The organism is Nonomuraea antri (assembly GCF_013283785.1).
GTDB lineage: Bacteria > Actinomycetota > Actinomycetes > Streptosporangiales > Streptosporangiaceae > Nonomuraea > Nonomuraea antri.
On sequence record NZ_JABCPZ010000249.1, the window covers coordinates 1 to 15,133 of the forward strand.

At 70.7% G+C, this 15,133-nt stretch carries 9 protein-coding genes; 3 read left to right on the top strand and 6 right to left on the bottom strand.

What is annotated here, in order from left to right; all coding sequences use genetic code 11:
• The 5 genes from HII36_RS46315 to HII36_RS46335 all read right to left on the bottom strand — a co-directional run.
• A partial coding sequence (locus tag HII36_RS46315; protein WP_173529743.1) for an AfsR/SARP family transcriptional regulator occupies positions 1-788 on the bottom strand: 788 nt, incomplete at its 3' end.
• A 38-nt stretch (positions 789-826) separates the two neighbouring features.
• Positions 827-1,603: an SAM-dependent methyltransferase gene (locus tag HII36_RS46320; protein WP_328808200.1), complete on the bottom strand. Its 777-nt coding sequence runs from the start codon at positions 1,601-1,603 to the stop codon at positions 827-829.
• Between the two features lie 98 nt (positions 1,604-1,701).
• Positions 1,702-2,193 (bottom strand): hypothetical protein, encoded by a 492-nt coding sequence (locus tag HII36_RS46325; RefSeq protein ID WP_173529744.1) that lies wholly within the window; start codon positions 2,191-2,193, stop codon positions 1,702-1,704.
• A complete protein-coding gene (locus HII36_RS46330; RefSeq protein ID WP_217370808.1) occupies positions 2,187-8,237 on the bottom strand; it encodes an RHS repeat-associated core domain-containing protein in 6,051 nt (2,016 codons plus the stop codon). The genes HII36_RS46325 and HII36_RS46330 overlap by 7 nt, the downstream gene beginning before the upstream one ends.
• A 338-nt stretch (positions 8,238-8,575) precedes the next feature.
• Positions 8,576-9,877: an MFS transporter gene (locus HII36_RS46335; RefSeq protein WP_173529745.1), complete on the bottom strand. Its 1,302-nt coding sequence runs from the start codon at positions 9,875-9,877 to the stop codon at positions 8,576-8,578.
• Positions 9,878-10,004: 127 nt separating this feature from the next.
• On the opposite strand from HII36_RS46335, the gene HII36_RS46340 reads away from it, so the two are divergent.
• Positions 10,005-12,299: a chitinase C-terminal domain-containing protein gene (locus tag HII36_RS46340; RefSeq protein ID WP_173529746.1), complete on the top strand. Its 2,295-nt coding sequence runs from the start codon at positions 10,005-10,007 to the stop codon at positions 12,297-12,299.
• A gap of 71 nt (positions 12,300-12,370) precedes the next feature.
• Here the strand turns inward: HII36_RS46340 and HII36_RS46345 are convergent, their stop codons facing one another.
• A complete protein-coding gene (locus tag HII36_RS46345) occupies positions 12,371-14,176 on the bottom strand; it encodes an alkyl/aryl-sulfatase (RefSeq protein WP_173529747.1) in 1,806 nt (601 codons plus the stop codon).
• A gap of 139 nt (positions 14,177-14,315) precedes the next feature.
• Between HII36_RS46345 and HII36_RS46350 the strand changes: the two genes are divergently transcribed.
• Together HII36_RS46350 and HII36_RS46355 are read left to right on the top strand one after the other, a co-directional pair.
• The gene (locus tag HII36_RS46350; protein WP_173529748.1) at positions 14,316-14,462 is read left to right on the top strand and encodes a hypothetical protein; all 147 of its coding nucleotides are present in this window, start codon (positions 14,316-14,318) and stop codon (positions 14,460-14,462) included.
• Positions 14,459-15,133 (top strand): COG1361 family protein (locus HII36_RS46355; protein ID WP_173529749.1); only part of this gene is annotated, 675 nt, incomplete at its 3' end. The genes HII36_RS46350 and HII36_RS46355, both read left to right, overlap by 4 nt.

The following is a 15,133-nucleotide window of genomic DNA, read 5'->3' on the forward strand; positions in this document are numbered from 1 at the left end:
TGGGTGGGCGCATCGGGGCGTGGTGGGCGCAGGGTCGGTGACTGGGCGAGGATGTCGCGTTCCAGGGCCCTGAGGTCCTCGCCGGGATCGATGCCCAGCTCCTCGGCCAGGATGCGGCGCGCGGTGCGCAGCGCGTCCAGCGACTCCCCCTGACGTCCGCACCGGTACAGCGCCAGCGCGCGCAGCGCCCACAGCCGTTCGCGCAGCGGGTGCTCGCGGGTCAGCGCCTCGAGATCGCCCAGCACCTCGGCGTGCCGCCCCTGTTCCATGGCCGCGGTGATGAGGATCTCGCGGGCCCGCTCCCTGGCCTCGGCGAGCCGCGCCTGGGCGGCGATCGCGTACTCCTGGCCGGACAGCTCCGCGTACGGCTCGCCCCGCCACAACGCCAGCGCCTGGCTCGCCGCGCGCTCGGCCGCGGCCGGGTCGCCGCCGCCCAGCGCCTGCTCGGCCAGCGACACGAGCCCGGTGAAGCGGGTGGCGTCCACGACGGAGGGGTCCACGTCGAGCCGGTACCCGGCCGGGCCGCGGGTCAGCAGCCGGCTCGGCGCGCGCGGCCGGCGCTCGGGCTCCAGCGCGCGCCTCAGGTTCGACACGTACGCCTGGACGGACACCAGCGCCTCCGGCGGCGCGTCGTCCCCCCACAGCCGGTCGATCAGCACGGCGGGAGACACGGGTCGCCGCTCGGCCAGCACCAGCAGGCACAGCAGGGTCCGCTGCTTGGGCGAGCCGAGAACGCGGAGCTCTCCCGACTCCACGACCTCCAGCGGTCCCAGCACCCGGATCTCCACGCGCACAGCCTAGAGCCCGGCAAACACCCGCAAAAGCACTAAGGCTTCCGCGCGGCCCCCGCGTACAGGTAGTCGGGCAGCGAGCCGTCGCCGACGAGCACCGGGGTGTCCGGACGCCACTGCCCGACCGGCACCAGCCCAGGTTCGACCGGCTCGAAGTCGCCGAAGAACGCGGTGATCTCGGTGAGCGTGCGCCCGGTGGCCCCGCCGGTGGACGAGCCGCGGTAGACGTCCTTGGCGGCCTCCTCGCGGTCGTCCCCGGTCAGCCCGGAGACCGCGTGGGTGAGCACCAGGTGGCTGCCCGGCGCGACGGCCTCGCGCAGGACCTTCACCATCGGCCCCGGATCCTCCTGGACGAAGTGCAGGATCGACACCAGCAGCACCGCCACCGGCTCGTCCAGGTCGAGGAAGCCGTCGACCTCGGCCAGCACGTCGGCCGGGCGCAGCAGGTCGGCCTCGACGAAGGCGACCCGCCCCTCCTCCTCCAGCAGCGCCCTGGCGTGGGCGGCGACGACCGGGTCGTGGTCGACGTAGACGACCTTGGCGTCGGGGCACGCCTCGCGGGCGATCTCGTGCACGTTGCCCTGGGTGGGCAGCCCGCTGCCCAGGTCGAGGAACTGCCTGACGCCGGCGTCCGCCAGGTGGCGTACGGCCCGCTGCAGGAAGGCGCGGTTGGCCCTGGCCAGCGGCACGGCCGCCGGGATGTGCGCGGTGAGCTGGTCGATGGCCTGGCGGTCGACGGCGTAGTTGTCCTTGCCGCCGAGCATGTAGTCGTACATGCGGGCCAGATTCGGCGTCTCCGGGTCTGAAGCCACGAGCCGATCTTAGATTCCCGGGTTCCGGAAAACGAGGCACCGGCAGATCGGGCGGCGGGAGAGCCGCCGATCCGCCGGTGCCGTTTCATCGGGCCGGATCAGAAGATGTCGCCGACGTGCCTTTCGGGGTCGGCGCGCATGTCGTCGAACACGTCGAGCCAGTCGTCGTGTCCCTGATGAGCCCGCAGGGCCTGCTCGACCAGGGCTGGCGAGTACGACCGCGGCGCCCGCAGCCGCCGCGCCTCCTCGGCCGTGGCCTTCCTGCCGATCTCGCCCCGGTGGTCCTGGAGGTGGTAGTCACCCCCCAGGCCGACCTGGACCTTGAAGACCGGGATCGGCAGCCCGGGGTCCGGCCGCCGGTTCCCGATGACCTTCCACCGCCCGGATTCGACGCTCTGGTCGACGGTCTCGGCCAGGAACACCGGCTCGCTCAGGTCGAGCTCGCCCGGGTCGGGCGCGGCCTCCTCGTCGGAGATCGCGGAGAAGGTGGCGAGCAGGAACGAGGTGCCCATCACCCGGACGGCCTGGCCGACGACCAGCCGCCCCTTCTCCGCAGGGACGAGCAGGACGTCCCCCTCCCGTGTCAGCACACGTCACCTCCGGCCGCCTTGTAGGCGGTGTCGTTCATCTGGTACCGATCGTTGCCCAGAACACTGCCCGCGATGCGCTGCGGCCCACCGCCGGCCCTGATCCAGCTCTCTTCGAGCACGTCGAGATCGGTGCCGTAGGTGGCCCGGCCGAGCACCTCGAAGGTGAACTTCGCGGCCGGGTGCTTCTTCGCGTGCTCCTTCTGCCGCTTGAGATAACGCGACCAGCTTCCGGCCTGCCCGACGTACTCCTGGCCGGTCACCGTGTCCGTCCGCAGGTAGACCACGCCAAGACTGCCGGCCGGGATCCGCGCGTTGTGGACGAGGATCGCCTGGTCGCCCGCGAAGACGTGGTAGGTGTTGACGTCCGCGACGGTGAGGTTGTAGACGCGTTCCCTGGCCGTCCACCTGGCGACCGCGGTGATCTGGACGTACGTGCCCGCGCTGGTGCGCAGCCACATGCCGGGTTCGAGGTCGCCCGCCTTCAGCCAGGCGTATTCGCTCTGCACCCAGAACGGGTGGCCGTCGGTGGCGACGATGTCGCCGTCGCCGGCCGTCACCCGCACGAGCTTCTTGTCGCCCTCGCCGATGATCTCCGTCACCACCGGCTTGACGCTGGTCTCCCCGGTCTCGGGGTCGGCGGCGAGCACTTGATCGCCGAGCTTCACCTGTTCGATGGGCTTGGCGGTGCCGTCGGCGAGCAGGACGAGGGTGCCCGCGACGAAGCTGTTCCTGCCGCGGATCGGGCAGGAGTCGCCCTCGGGGGCACGCCGCGAGTTGGGCACCTCCGCCTTGGTGTCGCCCTTGTTCGCCTTGGTCTTGGCCTTGGCCTTGGCCGCCAGTGCCCTGGCCCGTTCGCGGGCCTCGGCTGCCAGGCGTTTGGCCTCGGCCTCCGCCGCCGCCTTGGCCGCCGCGGCCTTGTCGGCGGCGGCCTTGGCGGCTCTGGCGGCCGCCGCCTTGGCCGCCTCAGCGGCGCGTTCGGCGCCGCGCAGGATGGCCTTGGCCCACTTCAGCTCCTGGAAGAAGGTGATGACGGCCTTGCCCGCCCGCCAGATGGCGCCGATGATCTTCGGGGCCTTGAAGATCTTGCCCCAGGGCAGCGAGCCGACCACCGCCGACACACAGGCGCCCAGGTCACCCTGCAGGCAGTTGATGATGTCGTTGATCCCCAGGACCTCCATGAGGATCTGACCGCCGGCCTCCAGGATCACGTCCAGCACGCTCTTGCTCTGCAGCTGCTGGGCCTTGGCCACGTCCTCGGCGCTCGGACCGCCCGGCACCTCCTGGTCGGGGGCCGTCGTCGTGGCGCCGGTGGTGGGGCCGTTGTCCGGCCGCATCCCGGTGGGGTCGGTGAACACCAGCGGGTTGTTGCTCGCGTAGGTGTAGGCCGACGTCGCGCTCTCGCCCGTGGGCATCGGGTCGGTGCTGGTGAAGCGGCCCGTGCCCGGGTTGTAGTTGCGTTCGCGCAGGTAGTAGTTGCCGGTGCCGGTGGTGTCGTCCTGGTAGGCGCCGGCGAACCGCAGCGGGTTGGTCGGGCCGGCCGAGCCCGAGACCGTCGAGCCCGACTCCTCGCCGGCCGTCCCGGCGGCGGTGGCCGATCCTGCGGCCGGCGCGGGCGCGGTGGCCAGGGTGGTGCCGGTGCGCGGGTTGCCGAACGGGTCGTAGTCGTAGCCCGCCTCGACCTGGCCGGTCGGTGAGAGCATGTTGGCCACGCCGCCCAGCCAGTCGTGGGTGTAGGCGTGCGCGCCGCCCCCGGTCAGCAGGGCCAGCGGCTCGTCGTCCGGGCCGTAGGTGAAGCCGCGGCTGTCCACCAGCGCGCCGGCGGAGTCCGTGGTGGTGTCCAGCGCGATCTGCGGCAGGGTGCCGTTGACGTCCCAGGCCCAGCGCTGCGTGCCGCCCGGACCCGACGCGCTCAGCCGCAGCCCGTCGGCGTCGTAGGTGAAGGACGTGGCCCGGCCGTTGACGGTCGCCTTGGCCAGGCTGTTGTCCAGGTTGTACTCGAACCGGTCGGCCCCGGCCCGGATCTGGTTGCCGTTGACGTCGTAGGCGAAGTCCTTCGCCACCACGCTGCCCGGCTTGGCGACGGTCTCCTTGACGAGCTGGTCGGCGGCGTCGTAGGCGTAGGTCGTGGTGTCGTTGCCCGCGGTGCCGGTCCGCTTCTGGGTGAGGCGGTTGCCCACCAGGTCGTAGGTGTAGTCGATGCGCCCGGCCAGCTGCGAGCCCGTCGCGCAGGACGTCGCGGAGTAGCAGGCCGAGGTGACCCGGTCCACGTTGTCGTAGGCGTAGGCCACCGACTCGGTGCGCTCGCCGCGGGTCGTGACCGCCTTGGTCGGGTTGCCGACCTCGTCCAGCGTCAGCTCGAACGCCGAGACGCTCCCGGCGCTGATCCCGGTCAGCCGGCCGGCCTCGTCGTAGACGCGCTTCTCGGTCAGCCCGCCGGTGGGCAGGGTCGTGCTGGTACGGCGGCCGGCCGCGTCGTAGCCGAACTCCCACGTGCTGGTCCCGCCGGCGACGCCGCCCGTCACGCTCTGGGAGGTGAGCCGGCTGTCGGCGTCGTAGCCCAAGGTGACCTTGGTGCCGTCGGGGTAGGTGCGGGAGGTGACGTTGCCGCGGTCGTCGTAGCCGTAGGAGAACTTCTGGTCGTCCTGGCCCGCGCTCTTGCGGGTGACGGTCTGGATCTGGTCCTCGTCGTCGTAGGCGACCTCGCGCACGCCGGTCGGGTCGCCGTAGGCCGTGGTGCGGTCCTTGGCGTCGTAGGCGAAGGTGTAGGCCGGGCCCAGCGAGCCGAGCGCGGTCCTGGTCCGGCGGTTCAGGATGTCGTAGGTGCTGGTGATGGTGCGCTTGGCGCGCTCCTCCGGAGACACCCACTCGGGGCCGTTGATCGTGATGGCGGCGAGCGGGTTGTTCTCCGCGTCGTAGGTGATCTCGACGCGGCGGGCCAGCGGGTCGGCCTTGGTGATCAGCCGTCCCGCGTCGTCGTAGGCCATGCGGGTGTAGCGGCCCAGCGGGTCGCGCACCGACTCCAGCATCCCGTCGACGCTGTAGGTGTAGACGGTCGAGCGGGCCTGCGGGTCGTTCGGGTTGTACGGCGTCTCCGGCGTGTGCACGGTCGCCGGCAGGTCGTCCTCGCGGTACGTCCTGTGGGTGGCGCGTCCCTTGGCGTCGGTGGTCGCGACGGCCCGGCTGATCGCGTCGTAGGTGACGGTGGTGGTGTTGCCCAGCGGGTCGATCGTCTTGGTCCGGTTGCCCGCCTGGTCGTACTCGTAGCGGGTGGTGTACTTGGCCGGGTCGGCGCCCTCGACGTTGCCGCGCGGCTCGGTGACGGCGACCATGAAGCCGTCGTCGTCGTACTTCCAGGTGGTCACGCCGCCGGTGGCGCTGACCTCCTTGATCCGGTTGCCGGCCTTGTCGTACTCGGTCTTGGTGGTGTTGCCGCCCGAGTCGGTGATCTCGGTCTGCCGGCCCGCCGGGTCGTAGCCCATGCTCGTCTTGCGGCCCAGCGCGTCGGTCGTGTCCGTGACCTGGCCGTTGTTGTCACGGCCGAAGGTGGCGGACTTGCCCAGCGGGTCGACCGAGCTGGTGGTGCGGTCGAGCGGGTCGACCTTGATGTCCCGGTCCACGTGGCCGCCACCGGGGTAGGGGCGGCGCACCCGGATCGGGTTGTCGTTGTGGTCGTAGAAGTAGGTGGTGGTGAAGTCGGCCTTGTTCGCGCCCGGCTCGTGGCCGCGCGGCGACACGACGGTCTTCAGCAGGCCCTTGGCATCGTAGGTGTAGCTGGTGACGATCGGCGTCCGGGTGCGCAGCAGCGCTTGCGAGGTGGCCTGGCGGCCGGCCTCGGTGTAGGTGAAGACGTTGGTGCGCCGCTCGTCGTCGACCTTCTGCAGCAGGCCGTTGGCGAGGTAGAAGAAGTTGGTGGTCTGCCCGGTGGGGGTCTGGCGGCGCACCAGCCGGCCGGTCTCGTCGTAGCCGCTGCGCCACGCGCCGACCTTGCCCGGCTCCAACGTGCTGAGCAGCCGGTCCTGGGCGTCGTAGGCATACTTGGTGGTGTAGGCGGCGCGGTTGCCGCCCGCTACGAGGCCGCGCGGGTCGATCGAGGTGATGCTGCGGCCGGTGAGGTCGTAGCCGAGCTCGCTGCGCCGGCCCATCGGCGAGACCACCGACTTGAGCAGGCCCGCGTTCGGCCCGCCCGCCGGGTAGTGCTCGAAGCGGGTCACCTTGCCGCGCTGGTCGGTGGAGGAGACGCGCAGGCCGCGGGAGTCGTACTCGTAGGTGACGGCGTTGCCGTTGGGGTCCTCGCTGCGGACGAGCTCGTTGAACTCGTTGTAGGTGTCCTTCCACACCTGGCCGTTGGCGTCGGTGTGCTCGGTCGGGTTGTTGTTGGCGTCGAACTTGGTCTTCGACGAGAACTTCAGCGGCTGGGGCGCGTTGGTCTGGACCCGGTTGCCGTTGGCGTCGAACGTCGCCTCGTGCTGGTGCTGGTTGCCGTTGACGACCAGGTTCCTGTTGAGGTCCTTGTCGTAGCGGTGGTTGTCGGCGTCGCCGTTGAGCTGGGAGTACACCAGCGTGTTGCCCCGGTAGCCGTCATAGACCGCCACGCCGTCCGCGTCGGTGGTCTTGGCCTCCTGCTCGGCCGCGTCCCACTCGAACGTGGTCTTCTTGCCCAAGCCGTCGCGCTGCTCGGTGACGCGCCCGTCCTCGCGGTAGGTGTTGGTGACGATCGCCACCCGGTGCGGGTCGCTCACCTGCGCCATCAGGCCGTTGGCGTGGTAGGTGTAGGTCCAGGCGAAGCCGCGGGCGTCCAGCGCCTTGGTCAGCAGGTTGCCGGTGTAGAAGTAGTTGACGTTGCGGCCGTCGGGCAGGCTGATCTCGCGGATCAGGCCGCCCTCGATGCGCACCTTCGCGGTGCGGCCGGAGGCGTCGGTGATGTTCACGCCCAGCGGCTCGTAGGCCAGCGTGGTGCCGACGTCGCGGGCGTTGCGCACGCCGGTGAGCCGGCCCTGGGCGTCGAACAGGTAGCGCACCTGGCGCGGGGTCTTCAGCTCCCAGCCGGTCTCGGTCTTGCGCAGGGTGCTGCGCACGCCGGGCGGGCGCTTGTACGCGCCGCCGTCCTGGGCGGTGTAGCGGGCCTGCGCGCCGTCCTCGGCGCGGACGATCGCCACGCCGTCCTGCTCGGTGACACGCATGTCGTACGACCAGGCCCAGCCCAGCCCGAACAGGCTCTGCCCCCGGTTCATCGAGGAGTAGGTGCGGGTGGAGGTGAACTGCGGGCCGAAGGAGGCCATCGTGAAGTCCTGCTCGGTGCGCACGTACGCGCCCGTGCCGGTGTTCACGCCGAGCCCGCGCTGCGCCTGCCCGGCCGTGGTCAGCGCCAGCGCGTTGCCGCACCCGCAGCCCATGGCCTGCTCGTTCGGCACCGGCGGCGGGTCGATCGTCTCCCGCGGGCCGGACGGGTCCGACGGTCCCGACACCACCTCGTGGCCGTCGCCGTAGACGGCGGCGGCGGTGACGAAGTACTCCTTGCCGGTGTCCAGCACCCAGCCGTCCTCGGTGCCGAAGGAGCGGCAGAACTCGCCGCCACCGCCGCACGCGAGCTTGTCCTGCTCCAGCTCGGAGCGGGGGACCAGCGTCGAGGCCTGCTCGCTCGGCGAGTCCTTCTCGTACAGCCGCACCCGGGCGTGGGTCCAGGCCGGATCCGCCTGGCCCGCGCCGAAGTACAGCACCAGCGAGGTGTCGCCGAGCACGAACCCGGGCCGCAGCGACAGATCGGCGAAGCCGTCGGCGGACGCGGCGGTGCGTGCCGCCTTGCCGGAGCCGGCCTGACCGGCCAGCGCCGACCAGCGGTTCTTGTCCGCCTTGACCGGCTTGCCGTCGGCCTTGGCGCCGGGCGGCACCACGGGCGGGCGCTGGTCGGGCCTGAGCGCGGCGTCCGGCCGGACCCCGGCGGGCATCGGCCGCGCCGGTGGCGCGCCGCCCTGCTGGATCCCGGGCACCGGCGGCGGGTCGGCCTGCGCGACCGCCGCGTCCATCGGCGCCAGGTACGACGCCATGAGAACGGCGACTAATAACTGCACACGAAAACGCGCACGACGAAATGAATGTTTGGTGAGCACTGCTCGAACCTTCCCCGTGAAGACCTGGGCCGAGAACCCCTCGTCCGGCCCAGCATTAGAGGAAAGGTGACACGCGATCGGCCTGCCGACAAGCCATTGATTTTCCCGCCGAAATCGGCATGGAGCTGGGCGGCGGGTGGAAAACACGGCCCTGGAGAAAGGCCGCGGGCCGCGCTTCCGCTGCAATGAACCGTTCCATCGGAAAGCGTCCGCCACGGCACATAATTTGATGTTATGAAACAGTGGTATGAACGGCTGGAAGGCGATCGCGGGGGTCAGGCCGGAGAATCGCGCGGAAAGTCGCGGTGCCCGCGCAGCGGCGAGAACACGATCCACGACACCGACAGCCAGGAGCCGACCACGGCCACGGCCAGGGTGGCGCGCAGGCCGAGCCAGGTGCCCAGCACCCCGGCCAGCAGCCCGCTGACCGGGATCGCGCCGCGGATCATCCAGCGCACGGTGGCGTTCATCCGGCCGAGCAGTTCGGCCGGGCAGATCGACTGGCGGTAGGTCACCTGCAGGACGTTGTAGGCGACCGTGGACAGCCGCAGCGCGAACAGCCCCGTGGCCACCGCCGCGATCCCCCAGCCGGGCCGGCCGAACGGGATGAGCAGGGTGAACGCGCCCGCGCAGAGCTTGACCGACCACAGCGCCCTGGCCGAGCCGAGCCGGCGGGCCAGCGGGGTGGCCAGCAGCCCGCCGATCACGCCGCCGACGCTGCTCGCCCCCATGACCAGGCCGACCGTGGGCGGCCCGGCGCCGAGTTCCTGCAGCAGGAAGACGACGACCAGCGTGATGACCACGGTGTCGCCGGCGTTGCTGACCGCGCTGCAGGCCACGATCCGCCGCAGCACCGGCTGGCGCAGCACGAACGTGATGCCCTCCGCGGTCTCCGCGCGCAGGCTGCGCGCCGGGTCGCGGGCCGGCCTGGGCTCGGGCGTGCGGATCGGGAGCAGGGAGAGCGCCCCGGCCAGCGACGTCACGCAGTCCACCACGAGCAGCGCGGGCGCGTTCCTGAACAGCGCCATCAGGCCGCCGCCCGCCGACGGCCCGAGTACGGCGGCCACCGCGTTGCTGGCCGCGATGCCGCCGTTGCCGCCGGTCAGCCGGTCGCCGGTGAGCAGGGCGGGCAGGTAGCTCTGGCAGGCGACCTCGAAGACGACGGTGATCGTGCCGACGACGAGTGCGATGACGTACAGGTGGGCGATGGTGAGGTGGCCGAGCGTGGCGGCGAGCGGCACGCTGATGACCGCGGCCGAGCGGGTCAGCCCGCAGCAGATCAGCAGGCGGCGCTTGGCCACGCGGTCCACCAGCGTGCCCGCGGGCAGCGTCATGACCAGCCAGGCCGCCGTGCCGGCCGCGGTGAGCGCGCCGACCTCCAGCGTCGAGGCGCCGAGTGTGGTCACGGCCACCAGCGGCAGCGCGAACACCATGATCGAGGCGCCCAGGTCGCTCACGCTCTGTCCTGCCCAGAACAGCAGGAAGTCCCGGTTCTTCAGCGGTGATCCACTCCCGGCGGCCGAGCGTGACAGGGCAACTACAGTGGGTAGGCTTCCCTGGAAGCTGCGGGAGCCCATGAACTTTTAGGAAAGTTTCTTAAAAGAAGTCATTGACCGCCCTGGTCACAGCGTTTAGTTTCACGTTCAACCCCCGGGGGCGGGGAGCAACGACCGTTTCTTGTCGCCTATCGGAGGTGGCCTTCCCATGCCTTCACGCTTACGTGCCGCACTCGCCGCCGGCGGTGCCGCGCTCGCCCTCATGGCCGGCGCCGGAGCCCTGACCGGGACGGCCACCGCCGCCGCAGACAACGCGGCCTGCCGGCCCGACGGCCTCTACCAGACCCCGAACGTGGACGTCCCGTACTGCCTGGCCTACGACGAGGACGGCCGCGAGAAGATGGGGGCCGACCACCCCCGCCGGATCATCGGCTACTTCACCAGCTGGCGCACCGGCAAGAACGGCCAGCCCGCCTACCTGGCCAACAACATCCCGTGGGGCAAGGTCACCCACATCAACTACGCGTTCGCGCACGTCAACTCGGCCAACAAGATCGGCGTCGACTCGTCGGCAACCGCGCTGGAGTGGCCGGGCGTCGCCGGCGCCGAGATGGACCCGGCCTACGCCTACAAGGGCCACTTCAACCTGCTGAACAAGTACAAGAAGCAGAACCCGAACACCAAGACCCTGATCTCGGTCGGCGGCTGGGCCGAGACCGGCGGCTACTTCGACGCCAGCGGCAACCGGGTCAACTCCGGCGGCTTCTACTCGATGACCACCAACGCCGACGGCTCGGTCAACCAGGCCGGCATCAACACCTTCGCCGACTCCGTCGTCGCGTTCCTGCGCACGTACGGCTTCAACGGCGTCGACATCGACTACGAGTACCCGACCTCGATGAAGGACGCGGGCAACCCGCTCGACTGGAGCATCGCCAACGCCAGGCGCGGGAACCTGATGAAGGGCTACGCGGCGCTGATGAAGACGCTGCGCGAGAAGCTCGACACCGCGGCCGCCGCCGACAGCAAGTACTACATGCTGACCGTGGCCGCGCCCGCCTCGGGCTACCTGCTGCGCGGCATGGAGACGTTCCAGGTGGCGCAGTACCTGGACTACGTGAACATCATGTCGTACGACCTGCACGGCGCCTGGAACGAGTTCGTCGGCCCGAACGCCGCGCTGTTCGACGACGGCAAGGACGCCGAGCTGGCCAAGTGGGGCGTCTACACCACCTCGCAGTACGGCGGCCTCGGCTACCTCAACACCGACTGGGCCTACCACTACTTCCGCGGCGCCATGCAGTCCGGCCGGATCAACATCGGCGTGCCGTACTACACCCGTGGCTGGAAGAACGTCAACGGCGGCACGAACGGCCTGTGGGGCACCTCGATCGGCCAGAGCGGCAACTGCGCGCAGGGCCTGACGAGCTGCGGCGACGGCGCGCGCGGCATCGACAACCTGTGGCACGACGTGGAGAACGGCAAGGAGGTCGGCGCCGGGTCCAACCCGATGTGGCACGCCATGAACCTGGCCAAGGGCATCGCCGGCTCCTACGGGCCGCAGTACGGGCTCAACCCGGCCACCGACCCCGAGGACAAGCTCACCGGCACCTACACCCGCCACTACGACTCCACCCTGACCGCCCCGTGGCTGTGGAACGCGAGCAAGAAGGTGTTCCTGTCCACCGAGGACGACCAGTCGCTCGGCGCCAAGGCCGACTACGTCAAGAACCAGGGCATCGGCGGCATCATGATCTGGGAGCTGGCCGGTGACTACGCCTGGGACTCGGCCAAGGGCGAGTACTTCATGGGCCAGACCCTCACCTCGCTGCTCTACGACAAGTTCAAGGCGGCGACGCCGTACGGCGCGGCCAAGTCGAAGGTCGCCATCCCGGCGGAGAAGCTGGACGTGACCATCCAGTCCACCGCGTTCCCCGTCGGCGACAGCAACTACCCGATCAGCCCCAAGCTGGTCATCACGAACAAGTCGCAGATGACCATCCCGGGCGGCGCCGAGATCCAGTGGGACTACTCCACCTCGGCTCCGAACAACGCCAAGGACCAGTCGGGCTTCGGCCTGCGGGTGATCAGCAGCGAGCACTCGACGGCCGGCAACGTGGGCGGGCTCAAGGGCGACTTCCACCGGGTCTCGGTGAAGCTGCCGAGCTGGCAGTCGCTCGCCCCGGGCGCGTCGGTGACCATGGACTACGTGTACTACCTGCCCACGCCCGGGCAGGCGAACTACACGCTGACGTTCGGCGGCAAGACGTACGGGCTGGCGCAGGACCTGGCCAGGGGCGGCGTCACGCCGGAGCCCACCCCGACGATCACGCCGACCGGCGGCGCCTGCACCGCCCCCGCGTGGAACGCCACCGCCGTCTACAACGGCGGCCAGAAGGTCTCGCACAAGTCCCGCACGTGGGAGGCCAAGTGGTGGACGCAGAACAACGAGCCCGGCACCACGGGCGAGTGGGGCGTGTGGAAGGACCTCGGCCCCTGCTGATCCGCTGACCGACGACGGGCGCCCGGTCCTGGACCGGGCGCCCTGTCCGTTTCACGGCGTGACGGAGATCTTCACGGTGTGACGATCGGGAACTGGTGGTCGGCGGGCTCCAGCACGGACAGGATCCCGGCGACGGCCGACGCGTCGCCCTCGTGCGCGATCCCGTCGAGCCTGCCGCTGGTCAGCACCTGGACCAGTTGCGGCTTGGTGAGCGTCACCGACAGGTCGGGGCTGCGGCCGTCCAGCGAGGTGGTGTGCCAGAGCACGCCGTTGGTCAGCCACAGGCGGTAGGAGGCGTTCAGGTCGGTGAACGTCCAGTCGATCGCGATCTCGGTGTGCCAGGCGCGCGGGCCGTCGATCTTGACGGCCAGCATCTCGAAGAGCTGCTCGACGGTGAGCGAGGGCATGATGTCGCACGCGGCCGAGTCCGAGACGGGTGGTTTGAGCCGGCCGCGCAGCTCCTCGGCGCCGGTCAGGTAGAAGTTGCGCCAGGTGCCGTTCTCCGCGCCGTGCGCCAGCCGTTCGTAGGCGGTGGCCAGCAGCTCGCGGGCCTCGGTGTTGTCCGGGTCGGCGAAGACCACGTGGTTGACCACGGTGGCCACCCAGCGCAGGTCGCCGTCCTCCAGGCTCTTGCGCGCCCGCAGCAGGACCTCGCGCGCCCCGCCCATGTACTCCACGTATCGCCTGGCCGCCTCGACCGGCGGGTACTCCCACAGGTGGGCCGGGTTCCCGTCGAACCAGCCCAGGTAACGCTGGTAGACGGCCTTGACGTTCTGGACGGTCGAGCCGTAGTAGCCGTGGGCGTACCAGCGCTGCTCCAGCGAGGGCGGCAGCCGCAGTTCCTCGGCGATCTCCAGCGCCGACATGCCCTTGTTGATCATGCGGAGCGTCTGGTCGTGCAGGTAGGCGTACAGGTCGTGCTGGTCGATCAGGTACGCCCTGATCCGCTCGCCGCCCCACGTCGGCCAGTGGTGCGAGGCGAACAGCACGTCGGAGTCCACCCCGAACAGCTCGGTCACCTGCGCGAGCGACGCGGCCCACGCGCGGGCGTCGCGTACCGGGGCGCCGCGCGGCGTCAGCAGGTTGTGCATGGTGTGGACGGCGGTCTCCGCCAGGTACAGCGCGCGACGCTCCGGCAGGAACGCGTTCATCTGGACCGGCTGCATGCCGCCGCCCAGCGCGACCTGGAAGTCGAACGTGACGCCGTCCAGCACCTCGCGCTGCCCGGTACGCGTGATGGCCAGGGTGGGCGCGATCAGCGACAGCTCCCCGGTGGACCTGGTCATGCCCAGACCTGAGCCGATCTGCCCGGCGGGGCCGCGGTCCAGCTCGGGGGCGTACATGTAGATGGCACGGCGGGCGGTGGCGGCGCCGGCGTAGACGTACTCGATGACGGCGTGGTCGAGGAAGCCCTCCGGGGCGACGATCGGGATGCCCGCGCCGTCGGTCACCCCGCGCACGCCGCCGAAGTGGTCGGCGTGCGAGTCGGTGTAGACGACGGCGCTGACCTGCCGCTCGCCCCGGTACCTGCGGTAGAGGTCGAGCGCGGCCCTGGCGGGCTCGACCGTCATCAGCGGGTCGACGACGATGACGCCCGTCGCGCCCTCGACGAACGTCACGTTCGACAGGTCCAGCCCGCGTACCTGGTAGATGCCGTCGGCGACCTCGAACAGGCCGTGCTTGGCGCCGAGCTGGCCCTGCCGCCACAGGCTCGGGTCGGCGGTGTCCGGGCATTCGTCGGACATGAAGTCGTAGGCGTCGCAGTCCCAGACCGCCACGCCTCCCTCGCTGCGGATGACGGGGTCGTGCAGGGTGCCGACGAATCCGCGGTTGGCGTCGTCGAAGTCCTGCCTGTCACCGAACGGATAGTCCCCCATAGGTCCGGGCCTACCCTGCCTGCTCGTGACACTGGTGGCGGCCCGGTGCTTTTTGGGCAAAGCAGTTTCCATCCCCCGTGTCGCCGCGGCCCTCGCCCCGGCCCCCGAGTGATCATCGGCAGGGCCGGGAGGAGGCAGGATGGCGAGCAGACTGATCAGAGGGGCTGGACTGACCCTGGCGGCGGCCGGGCTGGTTCTCCAGGCGGTGCCGTCGTCCGCCGCGCCGGGCCGGCAGCGCGCCGCCGAGCTGGAGATCTCCAAGGAGGGGGCACGCCCAACCCGATGATCATCGGGGACCAGGCGTACTACACGGTGGTCGTGCGGAACACCGGCGACACCGCCGCCCAGGACGTGACCGTCACCGACACCCTCGACCCCGAGCTCGAACCCGGCGCCGCGCCCGACGGCTGCACGGTCTCCGGCCAGACGGTCACCTGCGAGGGGATCACGATCCCGGCGGGCGGCTCGTACACCGTGCGGATCCCGGTGACCGTCGACTCGGACGTGTCGGACGGCACCAACGTGCGCAACCGCGCCGAGGCGTCCTCGCCGTCCACCGGGACCGTCTCCACCGAGGCGATCAACCAGACGCGGACGCTGACCGACGTGGAGATCGACAAGAGCGGGACGGCCGAGGTCCAGCCCGACGGTTCGATCGTCTACACCGTGGTGGTGACCAACCACGGGCCGTCGGACGCGGTGGACGTCACCGTGCAGGACGAGACCAACGGCAACCTGACCTCGATCGCCCAGCTCCCGCCCGAGTGCCCGGCCAGTGGGCTCACCATCACCTGCCCGCTGGGGACGTTGAAGCCGGGCGAGAGCGAGACGCTGACGTTCGTGCTGACGGCGGGCTCGGACCTGCCGGCGGGCACGGTGATCCCGAACTGCGCGAAGGTGTACACGGGGAGCCGCGAGGACGACACGGACAACAACGAGTCCTGCACGGACACCACC

Coding starts and splice junctions, on each gene's coding strand:
- HII36_RS46330 (WP_217370808.1), bottom strand. CDS start 8,237: ATGGCGTCGTACCTGGCGCCGATGGACGCGGCGGTCGCGCAGGCCGAC.
- HII36_RS46335 (WP_173529745.1), bottom strand. CDS start 9,877: ATGGGCTCCCGCAGCTTCCAGGGAAGCCTACCCACTGTAGTTGCCCTG.
- HII36_RS46340 (WP_173529746.1), top strand. CDS start 10,005: ATGCCTTCACGCTTACGTGCCGCACTCGCCGCCGGCGGTGCCGCGCTC.
- HII36_RS46345 (WP_173529747.1), bottom strand. CDS start 14,176: ATGGGGGACTATCCGTTCGGTGACAGGCAGGACTTCGACGACGCCAAC.
- HII36_RS46350 (WP_173529748.1), top strand. CDS start 14,316: ATGGCGAGCAGACTGATCAGAGGGGCTGGACTGACCCTGGCGGCGGCC.